This window comes from uncultured Agrococcus sp. (assembly GCF_945915485.1).
In the GTDB taxonomy this organism is placed as follows: Bacteria; Actinomycetota; Actinomycetes; order Actinomycetales; family Microbacteriaceae; genus Agrococcus.
Genome location: NZ_CAMEFJ010000024.1, coordinates 14,972 through 30,745, shown reverse-complemented (window position 1 = coordinate 30,745; position 15,774 = coordinate 14,972). Strand labels below are relative to the sequence as shown.

16 protein-coding genes are annotated in these 15,774 nt (G+C 62.7%); 4 read left to right on the top strand and 12 right to left on the bottom strand.

Annotation, left to right across the window (positions count from 1 at the left end):
• From Q0O95_RS06165 to Q0O95_RS06155, 3 genes are all read right to left on the bottom strand, one after another.
• The coding region (locus Q0O95_RS06165; protein ID WP_293696426.1) for a DUF222 domain-containing protein at window positions 1-935 on the bottom strand (935 nt) is incomplete at its 3' end.
• A gap of 213 nt (window positions 936-1,148) precedes the next feature.
• Complete coding sequence (locus Q0O95_RS06160; protein ID WP_293696424.1) at window positions 1,149-2,027, bottom strand: NAD(P)H-binding protein; 879 nt, start codon at window positions 2,025-2,027, stop codon at window positions 1,149-1,151.
• A gap of 197 nt (window positions 2,028-2,224) precedes the next feature.
• Window positions 2,225-3,298 carry a serine hydrolase gene (locus tag Q0O95_RS06155; RefSeq protein ID WP_293696422.1) on the bottom strand — a complete coding sequence of 358 codons (1,074 nt, stop codon included), beginning with the start codon at window positions 3,296-3,298 and terminating at the stop codon, window positions 2,225-2,227.
• Window positions 3,299-3,387: 89 nt separating this feature from the next.
• Between Q0O95_RS06155 and Q0O95_RS06150 the strand changes: the two genes are divergently transcribed.
• Entirely contained in the window at window positions 3,388-3,909 is a 522-nt protein-coding gene (locus tag Q0O95_RS06150) for a helix-turn-helix transcriptional regulator (protein ID WP_293696420.1), read from the top strand.
• An 8-nt stretch (window positions 3,910-3,917) separates the two neighbouring features.
• On the opposite strand, the gene Q0O95_RS06145 is transcribed toward Q0O95_RS06150, so the two are convergent.
• Together Q0O95_RS06145 and Q0O95_RS06140 are read right to left on the bottom strand one after the other, a co-directional pair.
• Complete coding sequence (locus Q0O95_RS06145; protein WP_293696419.1) at window positions 3,918-4,283, bottom strand: hypothetical protein; 366 nt, start codon at window positions 4,281-4,283, stop codon at window positions 3,918-3,920.
• Window positions 4,280-4,624, bottom strand: a complete 345-nt coding sequence (locus Q0O95_RS06140; protein WP_293696418.1) for a metallopeptidase family protein — start codon at window positions 4,622-4,624, stop codon at window positions 4,280-4,282. The genes Q0O95_RS06145 and Q0O95_RS06140 overlap by 4 nt, the downstream gene beginning before the upstream one ends.
• A gap of 64 nt (window positions 4,625-4,688) precedes the next feature.
• Between Q0O95_RS06140 and Q0O95_RS06135 the strand changes: the two genes are divergently transcribed.
• The gene (locus Q0O95_RS06135) at window positions 4,689-5,768 is read left to right on the top strand and encodes an FAD-dependent oxidoreductase (protein ID WP_293696417.1); all 1,080 of its coding nucleotides are present in this window, start codon (window positions 4,689-4,691) and stop codon (window positions 5,766-5,768) included.
• Window positions 5,769-5,780: 12 nt separating this feature from the next.
• Here Q0O95_RS06135 and Q0O95_RS06130 read toward each other — a convergent pair whose 3' ends face one another.
• Together Q0O95_RS06130 and Q0O95_RS06125 are read right to left on the bottom strand one after the other, a co-directional pair.
• Window positions 5,781-6,560, bottom strand: coding sequence for an ABC transporter permease (locus Q0O95_RS06130; RefSeq protein WP_293696415.1), 780 nt, complete (start codon window positions 6,558-6,560; stop codon window positions 5,781-5,783).
• The gene (locus Q0O95_RS06125; RefSeq protein ID WP_293696413.1) at window positions 6,557-7,297 is read right to left on the bottom strand and encodes an ABC transporter ATP-binding protein; all 741 of its coding nucleotides are present in this window, start codon (window positions 7,295-7,297) and stop codon (window positions 6,557-6,559) included. Before Q0O95_RS06125 ends, Q0O95_RS06130 begins: the two co-directional genes overlap by 4 nt.
• Window positions 7,298-7,407: 110 nt before the next feature.
• On the opposite strand from Q0O95_RS06125, the gene Q0O95_RS06120 reads away from it, so the two are divergent.
• Window positions 7,408-8,535, top strand: a complete 1,128-nt coding sequence (locus Q0O95_RS06120; RefSeq protein WP_293696412.1) for a sensor histidine kinase — start codon at window positions 7,408-7,410, stop codon at window positions 8,533-8,535.
• Window positions 8,532-9,206, top strand: coding sequence for a response regulator transcription factor (locus tag Q0O95_RS06115; RefSeq protein ID WP_293696411.1), 675 nt, complete (start codon window positions 8,532-8,534; stop codon window positions 9,204-9,206). Before Q0O95_RS06120 ends, Q0O95_RS06115 begins: the two co-directional genes overlap by 4 nt.
• 164 nt (window positions 9,207-9,370) lie before the next feature.
• On the opposite strand, the gene Q0O95_RS06110 is transcribed toward Q0O95_RS06115, so the two are convergent.
• Genes Q0O95_RS06110 through Q0O95_RS06090 form a run of 5 tightly spaced genes read right to left on the bottom strand, consistent with a single transcriptional unit; the run spans window position 9,371 to window position 15,734 of the window.
• Complete coding sequence (locus tag Q0O95_RS06110) at window positions 9,371-10,894, bottom strand: CdaR family transcriptional regulator (protein ID WP_293696409.1); 1,524 nt, start codon at window positions 10,892-10,894, stop codon at window positions 9,371-9,373.
• A complete protein-coding gene (locus Q0O95_RS06105; protein ID WP_293696407.1) occupies window positions 10,884-11,957 on the bottom strand; it encodes a DUF917 family protein in 1,074 nt (357 codons plus the stop codon). The genes Q0O95_RS06110 and Q0O95_RS06105 overlap by 11 nt, the downstream gene beginning before the upstream one ends.
• Before the next feature lie 29 nt (window positions 11,958-11,986).
• The gene (locus Q0O95_RS06100) at window positions 11,987-13,099 is read right to left on the bottom strand and encodes a DUF917 domain-containing protein (protein WP_293696405.1); all 1,113 of its coding nucleotides are present in this window, start codon (window positions 13,097-13,099) and stop codon (window positions 11,987-11,989) included.
• Window positions 13,096-14,184 carry a DUF917 domain-containing protein gene (locus tag Q0O95_RS06095; RefSeq protein WP_293696404.1) on the bottom strand — a complete coding sequence of 363 codons (1,089 nt, stop codon included), beginning with the start codon at window positions 14,182-14,184 and terminating at the stop codon, window positions 13,096-13,098. Before Q0O95_RS06095 ends, Q0O95_RS06100 begins: the two co-directional genes overlap by 4 nt.
• Window positions 14,181-15,734 carry a hydantoinase/oxoprolinase family protein gene (locus Q0O95_RS06090; RefSeq protein WP_293696402.1) on the bottom strand — a complete coding sequence of 518 codons (1,554 nt, stop codon included), beginning with the start codon at window positions 15,732-15,734 and terminating at the stop codon, window positions 14,181-14,183. The genes Q0O95_RS06095 and Q0O95_RS06090 overlap by 4 nt, the downstream gene beginning before the upstream one ends.
• Between the last annotated feature and the right edge of the window lie 40 nt (window positions 15,735-15,774).

The window sequence follows — 15,774 nt, the reverse complement described above, 5'->3', positions numbered from 1 at the left end:
GCGCTGATGCCGGCCATGAAGCCGCCGCTGAGTGCGTCGATCCCGCTGAGCGCACCGATCCCGTTGTGCGCAACGGGGCCGCTGTCGCGGTTGTCGGGCTCGTCTGCTGGTGGGGTGGTGCCAGTGATGAGGAGCCGCATGGCGGTGTCGCTCATGTGCTGGTGCAGGCCGCGTTCGTCGCCTCGGTCGCGTTGCCCGAATGTTTGTCGGAGTCGGTCGTAGGCGGCTGCTGCCAGGACGGGTGTGGTTTTGATCGTCAGGTGCGTCATCCCGTCGGGGTGCTGCGTCGTCCAGACGGCGCGGTCCCGGACTGCTTGCTCGACCGCTTCAGGGGTTGCCGGGCCGGCGAGTTCGCGGGCGATACGGGCAGCGACACGGCCCAGCTGTGCTGGGGTTCTCGTGCGGGCAGCCTCGAGCAAGCGCGCTTCGTAGTCGGGCAGGAGTTCCGGGGGCAGGTCGTGCGCGGCGTTGCTGATGACGCGCACGTGCCCGCGGTGGATCTCGCCATCCATCCACGCCACATGCGTGGCGGGGAAATCGCGGCGCAGCGCGGCGGCGTCGTCGAGCTGGCCTTCCACGGCCCGCTCCGATTTCCGCAACGACGCGGCCAGGCCGGTGACGGCATCCTCGTGCAGTTGCGTGAACAACAACTCCGCCGCATCGTGGGGGCCGGTGCTGATGTCATCGATCAGATCGCAGGCGGCGCCGCGGAAGTCTTCGCGTAGCGCGAGCACTTTCTCCACATCGCGCTCCAGCTCCTGCAACCGCGCCAGCGTCAGATCCAGTTCGTTCCGCAGGCGGATGTGCGCGTGCGCGGCCTCGAGCGACGCGAACGTGACGTCATCGACCGAGCAGGAGCCATCGGCGTGCTCGACGACATCGCGGGCGCTCCAGGTCGGGTCGATATCGAAATGCACCTGCACATCCATCGCCATGACCGTTCACCTCGTTTCGCCGCTACATCGCGTGCTCTTCTACGTACTGATCAGTGTGGACGGCACCACCGACATCAACACCGATTACACGACGAAAACACCCCAAAGTCTCAACCAAAACTTGAAACGAATGCCGCCCAAACACCGATACGGCCCTTACTTGCGGAGCGGGTGGCGCAGCACTGCGATGGAGCCGCCGACGACCTCGGATCGCTACGACGGTTGTTCAGCCCAAGCCCCCGCGGCAGCCGCTGTGGCCGCATAGTCCGCGAACGCGCGCGCCTCTCTCCCCAAGACCTCTTGTACGCCCTTGGTCGGTTCTGTCAATCGGCCGCGACGAATCTCGGTGAACATGGCGTCCAAAGCTTTTGCGTCGGCGTCGGGGAGGCCCTGGGCACGCAAACGGATTGCGAACTCCTCTGGTGAGACATCGATGAACTGGATCTTCCGGCCCGAAGCACGTGCGATCTCGGCAACAGCGTCTTCCCAGCGGAGAGACTCTGGGCCGGTCACCTCGACGGTGCTCCCCACCCACACATCCTGGGTGAGCATCGTCACAGCCACATCGACTACGTCCTCGACATCGACGAAGGGCTCGCTCATGCCGCCGACCGGCAGTGCGAGCTCTCCTGCCATGATCGATTCCCGGAAGACGTCTTCGTCGAAGTTCTGTGCGAAATTGCTCGCCCGGACGATGGACCAATCAACGCCCGATCCTCGTACCGCGCGCTCGAGGTCGACCATCTCCTGACCGTGGTTCTCCCAGATATCGGCACCTCGACCGGAGAGGGCGACGAATCTCCTGACACCCGCAGCGAGAGCCTGATCTACAAAATCTTCTACCGGGACGGGGGTCAGCGGCAAGGCGACGTAGACGGTCGACACTCCGTTGAGAGCTGCCGACCAAGTGGCCCGGTTATTCCAATCGAACTGAACCGTGCTGTTCCGCGAGGCAGCGCGGACGTTCACGCCAGCGGCCTGTAGGCGATCGAGGACCCGGCGTCCGGTCTTGCCTGTTGCCGCGAGGACAAGGATGAGGTCGTCGGTCTGTCGCGTGCCGTGTGGTTGCTGAGTCTTGGTTGTTTGCGCCATGCATCCAGTGAACCGCGGCCATCTTGGATGATCCATGGGTGATCGTCTCAACTTTATGTTCGGCCGTCTAATCGGCCGTGGGGGAGTAGCCTCTCCCGCGCCTCATGGGAACAGAGTCGTCGACCCTGCTGGGAGCCGATGCTCACCGGTCTCATCCGTTTGCGGATAATCCTCTCCGCTACGGCTCGTACGCGGAGTCACCCGTAGCGGTTGATGAGTCCCGCGATTCGGATGTGCATCTGGAAGCTCGCATTCATTCGCCAGTGCGCGTGGTAGTTCAGCACCACGTGGGTCTCCTGCTCCGGATAGTAGAACATGTGGGTCGAGGTGTACCCGAGCCCTCCCGTTGGTTGGGGGTAGTTCCGCATGAGCGGTAGGAAGCCACCGAACTTGATGGTCACCATCCCCGTCCCGTAGTGAATGCCTGGGCGGAATCGGCTGCGAGGTGTGCCGAAGTATCGAACCCACTGTAGATCGCACAGACCACCGCTGTGCAGCTCGCGTTGGAATCGTACGAGGTCATTCGCTGTTGAGACGCCGCCCATGCCGTTCCACCACGTCAGGTTCGGTGCGAAGGCGACCCGGTCGTCCTGCTCGAATCTCCCGAGCCAGAACGGGGCGAGGCTCGGCACGAGTCTGGAGAGCGCTGCGCCGTCAGCATTCACCCACTCGATCGAATCGGTCATGCCCGCCGGTTCGAAGATGCGACTGCCCAGCAGTTCACCGTAGCCCGAGCCGTGAGCCTCCTCGATGATGCGGATCAGCAGAAAGTAGGCGGTGTCGCTGTACAGAAACCGTTCGCCCGGACGCGCGAACGGCGGCAGGCGCTCTGCCTGCTGCAAGTACTCGGGTATCGTCCAGACGCGCTCCGGGTCCTGCTGGATCTCCTTGATGGAGCAAGCTGTGTTGTATCCGCGCGGAGGCAGCATGACGTCGGGCAGGCCCGAGGTATGGGAGAGGAGATGCTGCACAGTGACATCTCTCGCATTGTCGACACCTTCCTTTGCGGGGAGCGGTGCAAGATCCTCTGACGGCAGCAGTCGCCCAATCGGTGTATCGGGTGAGCAATAGCCTTCATCAAACAGTTGGCCGAGGAGCGTAGCGATGAACACTTTGTCGATGCTCGCAATCCAGAATGGCTGGTCGATGTCTCCGGAGGAGAACTGCAGCTTCGGCCCGTGCACGAGGGCAGTCGGCGGCACAGGGTATCTCCTGCTGGATGTCCGCTCCAGCTTTTCGATGGTCTTTCGGATGGCGCTGTCTATGCTCACGGGACGCCTCTCTGAACATGGTCTACATCTATCTATAGGATATATCTACTAGATAGACAACCGTGCGGTCAAGGACTACGCTGAATCACATGGCTCACGTCATCCTCGGTCTCCTCATGCTGTGGCCCCAGAGCCTCTACGAGTTGACGAAGCACTTCGAAGCGGGGGTATCGCTGTTTTACAGTGCGAGCACGGGCAGCATTAAGCGAGCACTTGATCGTCTGCTGGCCGCTGGGCGCATCTCCGTCGAGTCTGCTACGGGGCCCAGAGGCAAGAAAACCTACGCGATAACAGAAGAGGGGCGCGCCGAGTTCCGGAGATGGATGCTCGACCCGGGGCGCGGAGGAGACGGGGAAACAGCGGTCTTGGCCCGCACATTCTTCCTGGGCCTGCTCGAGGGTGAAGACCGGTCTGTCGCCGCGCACCGCGTCCATGACCGTATCCGGCAAGACCTCAACCGGCTGGAGCAACTGGATGCGCAATTGCCGAGCATCGAGGTGCCCGAGGGCTTCGAAGAGGTGGCGCACTATCAGCTCGCCACACTGCAGTACGGCATCGCCACCGGGCGTACGGCTCTGCGGTGGGCCGAGGAGTATCTGAACGAGGGGTAGCTGCTCGACTACGGCCTCAGTGGCAACTGCATCCATAGGAGATCGAGCTCGTGACCGTCGCCCAGCGCTGCGTAGGCTCGATCCGCGGCATCTGCGATGTTCTTGGCGACGTCGCGACCGCTCGATGTGAAGTCGAGCGTGACCGAATGCAGGCTGCGATTGACTACTGCGACGTTCCAGCCATCTGCGCCGACCGAACCGTGTTCGTCGGACCGAAGGGTCGTGATCCAGGCGTTCACGGCATCCTCGGCGCGTTCGGTATCGCCGTCGGAAACGACGAGTCGCAGGGTCGCCACCAGACCCTCGGACCCTGCCTCAGCGTCCCAGAGCCAGTCGTGATCGAGCCTGTAGCGTCGCACGTCGTCGTAGTTCATGCCCATCCCAATCGGTGCAACTCGTCGTCGTCGATGCCGTAAAAGTGTGCGATCTCGTGCACGAGCGTCGTGTGCACCTCGTGACGGAGCTGGTCGAGATCGGCATGTCGCGCGAGATGCGTTTCGCGGTAGACGACGATGCGATCTGGGAGTTCACCGAAGCCGTACTGACCCCTGTCTGTTATCGCGACACCCTCGTAGATGCCCAACAGTTCTTCGGTCTCGTGGCGGTCTTCGACCATGAAGACGACGTTGTCGAGCCCTTCGAACATTGCATCGGGGAGCTTATCGAGCTCCTCGACGACGAGGGTTTCGAATGCCTCAAGATCCATGTCCAGCATGACTCAAGCCTACGTCGCGTGCGCGCCCTCGCTCCTACAGCACGTATCTCGATAGAGTGACCGAATGCGCGAGACCGACGTTCTGGTGATCGGCGCCGGTCAGGCCGGGCTTTCCGTCGCCTACCATCTCGTGCGAAAAGGCTTCGTGCCTCAGCCGCGCGCGGCCGAGCATCGCTCCTTCCTCATGCTGGATGCCGAGCCGGGTCCCGGCGGAGCGTGGCGGAACAGGTGGGAGAGTCTCACGATGGCGAGTGTCAACGGCATTCACGACCTGCCCGGTATGCCGCAGGAGGTTGTCGACCAGAGCCTTCCCTCACGCACAGTGCTGCCCGAGTACTTCGCGAGGTTCGAGCAGCGCTTCGACCTGGATGTCCAGCGACCGATGCGAGTGCAGAAGGTGCACTTCGAAGAGCCGGATGACCAGCGCGGGATGCTGCTGGCCGAAACGGAGACGGGCGCGATCCGGTTCCGTGCGCTCGTGAACGCTACCGGTACGTGGCGGCAGCCGTTCGTGCCATTCGTTCCGGGCATGCGCGATTTCCGAGGGCAACATCTCCGCACCGTGGACTACGTGGCGGCCGAAAGGTTCGCGGGCCGCCACGTCGCCGTCGTCGGCGGCGGAATCTCAGCTGTCGGCTTCTTGGCGGAGCTGTCAGAAGTGACGACGACCAGCTGGTTCACTCGTCGAGAGCCGGAGTTCGTCGATGGCGATTTTCGTCGCGAGCAATTGACCCTTGCCGTCGAGCGTGTTGATGAACGCGTCCGTCAGGGGCTGGCGCCGAAGAGCGTTGTGGCGGTCACGGGGTTGCGCTGGACTCCGACGCTGTTGGCCGCCAAGCGTAGGGGCGCGATGGATCGACAGCCGATGTTCACCCGTGTCGAACCGGACGGCGTCCGGTTGCAGGACGGCGGGTTTCAGCCGGCTGATGTCATCATCTGGGCGACGGGGTTCCGTGCAGACATCGAGCACCTTGCCCCGCTCGGGCTGCGCGGCCCGGGTGGCGGGATCGTGATGGACCCGCCGACCGTGGCCGGCGAGCCTCGCGTGCACCTGGTCGGTTACGGCCCGAGCGCCTCAACGGTCGGCGCGAACCGTGCTGGTCGCGTCGCCGTGAGGCGGCTCGCGGAGTATCTCGACTCCTGATCCTCGGTCGCGTCACTCCCAGCGGAAGAACGCGAGGGAAATCAGCACGCTTGCTCCTGCCGCTACGACGAGCGGGATGATCATCGTCGGTTCTACGGGCTGGCCCGTCCAAGTGGCCGCGAGGAGGTCGGACGCGGCCCCGAACGGCAAGTATTGGCTGACCTCCTGCAACGGTTCCGGCAGGATGCTCCTGCCCCCGAACATTCCGCCCAGCGCACCGAGCCCGAGGAACAGGATGATACCGAGGGCGATCGCCGCGTTCATCGTCGGCGCGAGCGATGCGATGATCATGCCGATGCCGTACATGCTGACCATGACCAGGAGGATCGCCCCTGCAACTGCGAGAGCACTTGCCGGAGCGACGGCATCAAAGAACACGAACGACACCGAGAGCGCAAGCGCGATACCGATGAGGGACAGCAGCGCATTGACCACGATCTGCGAAACGAGCACCATCATGGGCGAAGCGGGGGTTGCTCCCAGCCGGCGCAGGATTCCCGACTTCCGATAGTAGGACAGGTACGTCGGCATGTTCAGCATGCCGATGTACGCGAAGACCATCGTCAACACGATCGGCAGAACGTAGAACTCGAACGCAGTGAAGCCGTCCGTGCCGATCGCTTCGGACGAAGCCATGCTCGCACTCGTGAGAAGCACCAGCAGCGGAAGGCCGAGTGGCAGGAGCAAGCTCGCATAGTCGCGTGCCAGCGTCTTCGCCTCGGACTTGATCAGGATTCCCCAGGAGCGCGGGCCCGGCCGGCGTGCGGTGATGTGTGACTGGGTCGTGGTCATGCTGCTTCTCCTTCAAAGATTTCTGTTCCGGTCAGGCTCACGAACGCTTCTTCGAGGTTCGTTGCTTCCGCCATCTGCGTTATGCCGGCCGGAGTGTCCTCGGCCAGGACGCGGCCATCCTTCAGCAGTGCGACCCGGTCGCAGAGGCGCTCGACCTCATCCATTGCGTGGCTGACCATCAGCACGGTCACGCCCTCATCCCTGAGGCTTTCGAGTGTCGCCCAAATGCGCCGTCGTGCCGTCGGGTCGAGCCCCGTCGTGATCTCGTCCAGGATCACGATCTCGGGGCGACCGACGAGCGCGAGCGCGACGGAGAGCCGCTGCTGTTGACCCCCGGAAAGCTTCTGAAACTTCGTGTTCCGCTGTTCATTCAGGTGCACCAGGCCAAGCGTCTCCTTCGTCGAGCGGGGGTTCGGGTAGAAGCTCCTATAGAGGTCGACGAGCTCCTTTGCCGTCAGTGCATCGTGCAGTAGTGCACTCTGCAGCTGTATGCCGAGTACCTGCCGAAGGCGGGATCGATCGCGAATAGGATGCAGCCCCAGCACGGAGACAGCACCGGAGTCGGGCTTACGAAGGCCCCCGATCATCTCTACCGTCGTGGTCTTGCCGGCGCCGTTGGGCCCGAGGATGCCGAACGTTGCGCCTCTCTCGATATCGAGGCTGATGCCGTCAACGACGGTCCTGCCCTTGTAGCTCTTGCGGAGATTGGTCGTCTCGATCGCTAGTTCTTTCGTCATGGGTCGACGCTATTCCTCGAGGAGACGCGTGCGCCTGTGCCGAGGGTCACGAACAACGCGCATGACTTTTGGCAGGGGCCCGGGACCTCCGGTCCGATTAGGCTGAAGGTGTGACGAAGATTCCTGCCGACTACTGGGCCGGCCTGGCGATGGTCGCCGTCGTGGTCGGCGCAGCGTACCCTGTGCTGTTCCGCGTCATCGACCCTTCCATCCCCTACTTCATATGGGTTGGAGTCTTCGTCGGGATGCTCGCTGCTGTGATGTTGAGCCTTCTGAGCGACGGTCAGCGCTGGGGAACTGTCATGTTCTGCACCAGCGTCGTTGCCTCGTGGGTACTGTTGCTGACGACCGTGGGCAGTTCGGGCTTTCTCGCGATCATCTCCGTGGTGTTCGCCGCGGTCAGCGTCTACCTCGTCCATAGATTTCTTGTCGGCTGCGTCATCCTCGGTAACACGGTCGTGCTGGCGCTCGCCTCGTATCTGAGCAGCGCGAACACCATGGAGATCGTCCTCGTGACGGGCCTCTATCTTCTGCTGCAGCTCGGCACCGCACTCACTTCGCTCGCCATCATCCGCGAACAGGACATACGCAAACGGCTTTCCGAGAAGAACATCGAACTGCAGGCCGCCGGAGTTCTGCTCGAGGAGAGCACTCGTACCGCGGAGCGGTTGCGGATCTCGCGGGATCTGCACGATTCGATAGGGCACAAGCTGACCGTTCTGAGCCTCGAACTCGAAGCGGCTCGGCACAGCGAAGACGAGGATGCGCGAAAGCACATCGACAAGGCATCGAGCGTCGCTCGCGAAGTGCTTGGAGACCTCCGGACCACCGTAAGCGAAATGCGGGAAGAGCCCGGAGACCTTACCGCCGCCCTGCGCGGCGTTGTCGACGGGATTCCCAGTCTCGACATCAGCGTTCACGTCGAAGATCACGTACGCGCACAGGAAGAAGTGCAGGAAGTTCTCGTGCGCGCAGTGCAGGAGATCGCGACGAACGCGATGCGGCATGCGGAGGCTCGAAAGCTTCGCATCGCCGTGCGAGAAGACGAAGACGGCACTGTGACACTGGAGGCTCGCGACGATGGAAGAGGGTCCGCGAACCCGACACCCGGCAACGGACTGCTCGGCATGATCGAGCGCTTCGACGCGGTCGGCGGCGATGTCGCGCTCGACGGTTCGAACGGGTTCGGCATCGTCGCCCGCATCCCCGGCGCTGCACAGCGGGTGTCGGCGACGTGAGCGGCGCCGAGGCCGAGGACGTTGCACGGCCGAGGGTCGTCATCGTCGACGATCAGGCGCTCGTGCGGGAGGGCATTCGCACGCTGCTGACGATCGCGAAAATCGAGGTCGTGGGGGAGGCCGATGACGGAGCCCGCGCGCTCGAGGTGATCGATGAAACGACACCCGACGTTGTAATCATGGATTTGCGGATGCCGAAGTACGACGGACTCTGGGCGCTCGCGCAGCTCGCCGAGCGGGGCTCCGATGTGCCGGTGCTCGTGCTCACGACCTTCGATGACGACACTCTGGTGCTCGATGCGTTGAGGTCCGGCGCTCGCGGCTACTTGCTGAAGGACGTCACGCTTGAACAGCTTGCCCACGCTGTGCGTTCTCTGGCCGCCGGGGGAACGCTGATTGCTCCTTCGATAACCGATCGGTTATTACGGGCGATCACGACGGGGCCGTCGCCGGTTGGTGTCGACGCACCTCCTCTGCAGTCGCTGACGGAACGCGAGACGGAAGTGCTGCGTCTTATGGCCGAGGGATACGCGAACAAGCAGATCGCCGAAGTCCTGTTCCTTGCCGAAGGCACGGTCAAGAATCACGTTTCGACACTGCTCGTGAAGCTCGGGGCACGCGACAGGACGAACGCAGTGTTGCGGGCGCTGCACGAGGGGATACTCGGCTAGCGCGGATGTCGCTCAGCTGAGGGCAGTTCGAGACGGTTTTTACGGGTGCAGACGGCGTCTAGACCGATAAAAGCCGTCTGAACCTCCAAAACCCATCCGAAGCAATCACACCCAAACAGCAGCGGTCATCGTCAAACTGAACCGTATTGCGGCTAGCGCGGAGCTCAGCGCCTTCCGAGTACCGCTCTGCATGCCAGATGCAGCGCGAGCCTGGACTCGGAAGACGAGAGATCGATTCCCAGCAACTGCTGCGCTCGCTGAATGCGCATCGACACGGTGTTGCGGTGCAGGCCCATCGCTTGCGAAGTGGCCTGCACGATCGAGCCGTTGTCGAGGTACTCCGCCAATGTCTCCACCAACGCTCCGGACTCCGCATTGAGTGGCGCGAGCAGGGTTTCCGCTGCGGGCAGGAAAGCATCACTAGTCGTCCAGGTCAGCAGGAGCTCTTCGACTCCATAACGCTCGACCTGTACGAGGTAACCGGACTTCGACAGACCGGTTGCCATTCTCGAAGCACCCGTGGCCTCGTTGATGCTGTCGACGAGGCCCGCGGCACCGAACTTGAGTGAACCGACACCCATAGCAACATCAAGGTGCTCTCTCACGGAGAAAAACGCTTGGCGCAAAGTCGTCAGATGGGACTGCAGCGCGGCCGGAGAAGGTGCCTCGGCGAACGTCAACCAGCCGAGGACTCCTTGTTCGTGCGTGGAAGTGCGGGGTGCCGGCAATCCGCTCGTCTCCAGTTGGCGTCGAATGGCCCTGTGCACGCTGTAGGTAGCGGCGGGCTCTCGGAGAGCAACGTGGAATGCTACGTGTGCACCCGCGGTGCCCCATCCCCGTTGGTGCATCCTGCGCTCGATGTGCGGGTCGTGGCGCGAGCGTGGCTCGAGAAAATCACGAATCAGCTGCGATGCTTCCGCGGAGTCGCTGACAGTCGCATGCTCGTCGATCATGATTCTCGCGGCGACAGCGGGCATCATCACTTCGGCGACGGTTCCGAGCGCGTGCAGCTGTCGATCCCCGATACCGACGCCGTAGATGATGAGCCGAAGCCCCTGTCTTGCAGGGCTGTCGACACGAACGGATACAGCCGTGTACCGGCCGGATGCGGCTGTTGAGAGCCATTTCGTGAAGTCGATCTCTCGATGCAGGTCGGCCGGCAGAGATTCTCGGCTTTCGAGCAGGGGTCCGCCCTCGTCGATGAGGGCGATGGAATGACCGATGTTGGCCGAAAAATGGGCGAGAAGGTCGTTCAATTCAGCTGCCGGGTACTCGATCGCGTGGGCGACTTTGCGTATGTAGTGCAGCGTGAGCGCGTCGCGAGCTTCGAGGAGGTGCCAGCAGGCCTTCGCAAGTTTGAAAGGGTCGTCGGTTTCGAGCACGGTGATGCGGAATCGTTCAGCGAGCCGTTTCGCACCATCATCGGCGACGCGCGCATTCTGGCACGCGATTCCGGCGAAGCCTCGGTCGCGAACCGTTCGGAGCAGCGCGTCTTGCTGCCACGGAGTCGCCGGCAGTGTCGAGGTGAGGATCAGCAGCGCATCGGAGTGCGTACGATTCTCGAGTCCTCCTATGTCGTCGACGATCTCCGAACCTTCCCACTCACGGTTTACCGGCCCGGCTACGTATGCGAGTCCGCCGTTGTCAGAATGCGCGAACAGTGTTTCGGTGGAGAGTTCAGCGGACATCGTTGCCTCCCGCACGCGTAGAGTCGGGGCGCGCGATATCCAGCCCTGCGAGGCGGTACTCAGCGGGTGTGACCCTTCGCAGTCGATGCTCTCGTCGGTACCACCAATCGTCGACCGGCAACGACCAGACTTCTATGCGTTGATTCACGCTCAGCGCTGTCGCTTCGAGGATTTCCGAAGTCAGGGGATCAACCGCGACCAAGCATTCGGGAGCCGCTGCGTGGACTCTGCCGTCAACGACGAACGCGAGGAACTCCGACCTTGCGATCAGTCGGCACACCTCACCGCGCTCGCCGACGATCTGAGCGGTGTGGACGTGCTCGTCATCGAGATCCTGCACTATGGAAGTGACCCTGCCCGCGCCTATACGCCGCAGACCACCGATGACCCCGGCACTGGAATCGGCTCGACAAGACGACTCCATCCAGGTCTCGCCCAATTCGAGCGCCCGTTCCAGGTGACCTGCGATCGCATGCCTTCGGAGATCATCGATCGTGAATCCCGCGACGAGCACGTTGCCGACACCGCCGGCTTGGACGAGTGCGGACCTGACCATCTTCTCGATGTCGGCCGGCCGATCCGACTGCACGAGCACGATGCCGTTCGCACCGGTGTCGCAGACCACGATCAAACCCGGTACTTCGTCGACGAGTAAGGAGAACTGATCGAGTGACGGCACTGCTCGACCGGTACAGTCGGCATCGACGACTGTCCTTCCCGGAGCGAAGAGCAACGGCGCAAGCCCGTTCATCCCACCTCCTTCCGCACTGCATACCGCGGGGATGCGCGTACCGAGCCAACGCTCAGCGGATTCGAGGAGGGGTGCAAAGGCGTCTTGCCCGGGGAGGCGTTCGCTGAACAGCAACGTTGATCCCGCAACAGCGGGAGCAAAGCACGGAGTCGATGGCTCCAGCTCGTTGACCGAAGAGATTTCGATCGGCCAATCGTCGCTCTGCTCGAGCAGCAGCCGAAGAAGATGCGGGGATCCACCGCCACCCGAACCGAAGAGGGAGAAACCGAGCGAAAGCGCTGCAAGCGAATCGCGTTCGAGCGTCAACGACATTCGTTCAGTGTATTGAGCGATCTCGCCGGTTACCAGCTTGGTTCGGGTCGCAACTGTTCGATCGGCACGAAGGAGTCGTCAAGTCCGAAAGCGACCGGCCCGAAGGTCTCGAGGGCTTCCGGCGTACGCATCATCTCGGGCGTCGAAATCCCGAGTACTCGCACGCGCTGTCCGTAACGGAGCCCCTCGGTCGTAATCGGCTCGGCCGTCTCGAAATCGACGATGCAGATTAAATCGGGAACGATGGCGGCGAGATCTCCGTTCGACTTGGCAACCAGATTCTCGTTCTGGAAGTCGATCGTGAACTCGCCGTCATGCGCACCCTCGGGAGGAGTGATGACGGCGCGGCCCTTTGCGAACCCCTCGGTAGTACGACGCTCGACATCGGTAACCTTACCGACGAACAGCTCACGCAGGTTGGTGTAGAGCGTCGTCTCGAGCACGCGCGCGATGGCTTCGAAAGGAGAACGGTGCTGTTCGCGTGCTTCGCGAATCGCACGCCCCAGTTGCAGTGCCATGGAGATGGTCCTGGGGACCGACACCCGACGAACATCGGCGCCGGTCATCGCATACTCGGCGATGTGTCCGACACCGCCGAGGCGGATGGTGACGGCACGCGCGAGGGACTCCATCTGCCGGTTGTCTCCGCCGGTGTCGATAATGACGCGCTCGCCGCGTTCGCCCGCTAGCGCGAGCGGCGAGCCGTTGATCCCGTACACGGCGAAGGTTTCCATGGAGAGTTCTGGGAATGCGCGCCCCATACCGTCCGCATCGACGACGGGGAGCCCGGTCTGCGCCGCGATGATCAGTGGAATCATGGAATTGATGCCACCGCATTCGATGGGCATCGTGGCTTCCGCTTTCCGGCCAAGATGCTCTTCGAGGATGCGGAGCGACAGCAACGGTTCCGTCCCTGCCGGGATCTTCTCGACCATGACTGTCGGAGCACCCATTTGGGCGGTGGGGATCACGAAGAGATCGTCGGGAAGTTCATCGGGGTCGAGAATCGTGATGCTGCCGTCGCCCAGAACGTGCTCGACAAGTAGGCGACCTATGTGCGGGTCACCGCCGCCTCCCGTTCCGAGCAGCGTTGCTCCGCGGGCGAGATCGGGCAGATCCGCCGCCTTGAGTTCCCAGCTCATGCGATGACCTGTCCCGGTCGGACGGATCCGTCGAATCGGTGTGGCTCGAGGTCATAGCCGAAGTATCGAGGGCCGACCATCTCGATCGCCTCGGGCGCGTGCCACCGTTCGTCCGCGGGTGCGGCGATAACGCGTACCCGCTGGCCGTAGCGCAGGCCCTCCGTCGTGATCGGTTCTCCGTTTTCGTGATCTAGCACCATGATCAGGTCGGGTGTCGTTGCGACGGTGTCGCCATCGATTTGAGCAACAAGATGCTCGTTCTGGAACTGCAGGGTCATCGTGCCGGCGGCGCCGTCGATCGATGCGCGACCTCGTGCGAAGCCGGTTGTCGTGGCGCGCTCCACGTCGGTGACCTTCCCTTCGAACAGCAGTCGCCCACCCAGCACCGTGACGGTCTTCTCGACGGGGTCGATCTTCTGCTCGCGCGCGTTCGAGATTTCCCGGCCTACTCGCAGGCACATGCTCAGGGAATCCTTGACGAGCGATTCCCCGGCCGTTCGGCCGGACATGTGGAATCCGGAGATCATGATCGAGCATCCCATCTCCACTGCCGCGACTCGGGCGATGCGTTCGACCCAGTGATTGCTGATAGCGCGGATTACGCCCACGTTGCCCTTTTCATCCGCGTACGCCAGAGGAGAGGCTTCAACGCCGTACAGTGTCGGCAGGATCATCTGCAGCTCGGGGAAGGCGCGCCCCATGCCATCGCCGTCGATCAGCGGCAGCCCCAGGGCAGCGGCCGCAGCGATCGGGATCGTGGAGTTCACACCTCCGACTTCGGCAAGGGCGATATGCGTGACCGGTTTCCCGTAGTGTTCGCTGAGCTCCTTCACCGGCGTTACGACTTCGTCCAGCCCTGGGAGTTTCTCTACCATGACGGTGGGCGCGCCCATCATGGCGACCGTGACGACTACCGCATCATCGGGAACTTCATCGAGTGTGACGACTTCTACGTTGCCGTACTGTTGCAGCGCCTGCCCGGCGAGCAATGCTCCTATGTAAGGGTCTCCGCCTCCGCCGGTGCCGAGGACGGCGGCACCGCGTGCGAGTGCAGGGATGAGTTCCTCCGTTATCGTCCAGCTCACGTCAGGGGTCCCATCTCGAGGTCGCCGACGGCCTTGGCTCGAATTCGCGTTGCGTTTCCTGGCAGATAGGGGATCGGTACTTCATCGAAGTCGACGATCGAGACGCTCTGCGGTTTCGCCCCCGCGGCTATGGCTTTCTGTCTGGCCTCTTCGCGAACACCGGTGATTGTCTCATCCCGTTTGCCGGGTTCGACGGAGTAGACCTTGTCGACCTCTCCTCCGACCTGTGCGATGGAAGCGCCGATGGCATTGGCAACGGCGAAGTTCTCCGGCCGTTGCACCTCGCCGAAGAGTGGCAGATCGCGGGGAATCATGATCGAGCCCCCACCCACGACAACGACGGGAATCGGGTCGGGGGAGGTCCTCATGCGATCGACGGCTTCAGATATACGTTCGGAGATGCGTTGCAGCACACGATCGACCAGTTCTGCATCGAGGTGTGCGACCTTGCTCGCATCACCGATGTTCGCCTTCCCGGCGGCAACCGCGATATCGGTAGCGGTGAGCGTTGATCCGCCGAAGACGAGGGCCTCGCTGGTGAGCCGATAGCCGACCGACTCCGGGCCGACTTCACCGGTCTCGATGTCGACGATACTGCCTCCTCCCATGCCGATGGAGAGGACGTCCGGCATGCGGAAGTTCGTGCGGATGCCGGCTACTTTCACCTCATTCGCCGTTTCGCGTGGGAAGCCGTTGATGAGCAGGCCGATGTCCGCAGTCGTACCACCGACGTCCACGACAGCGCAGTTCGAAAGGCCGCTCGTCGCGGCCGCGCCTCGCATCGAGTTCGTGGGGCCGGAGGCGAACGTTGCCACCGGGTACTTCCGAACGTATTCCTCATCCATCAGTGTTCCGTCGTTCTGACTGAGGAAGATGGGGGCCTCGATGCCCTGATCGCGAACGGCTTTCGTCAATCCGTCGACGATCTCGATCGCGAGCTCGCGCAGAGCAGCATTGATCACGGTTGCGTTCTCGCGCTCCAGCAGCCCGATTCTGCCGATTTCGTGCGACAGCGAGATGGCAACGTCCTCGCCGAGCACTTCTGCAACCAGCTCGGCGGCCTGTAGTTCGAGATCGTGATTGACGGGACTGAAGACCGAGGAGATCGCTACGGATCGAATTCCGTGCGTTTTCATATCGGCGGCGTGACGTCGAATCTCCTCGGGATCCAGGGGAGAGATCGGGCGTCCGTCGAACTCGTATCCGCCGTGCGCGAGATAGCTTCGGGATTCGATCGCTTCCCTGAGGTGATCCGGCCAGTCGACAAGCGGCGGAAGCGCCGCCGTCGCGGGCAGTCCGAGTCGGAGCGCCGCTGTCGGCGCGAGCCGCTTCGCCTGCACTAACGCATTGATGAAGTGCGTCGTACCGATCATGACGGCGTCGATACTGCCGCCCTGAAACGCGTGCTGCTGTTTGAGCTCCTCGATTGCCTGCACGATTCCAGACGTGACGTCCGGTGTCGTGGAGTGCTTGACGCCGGCCAACGTTGCTGTGCCGTTCATGAGCACGGCGTCAGTGTTCGTGCCACCGACATCGATGCCAATGTGCATGGTGTCTATCCTTCTCGTTCGATATGGGCTCGGATAGAAT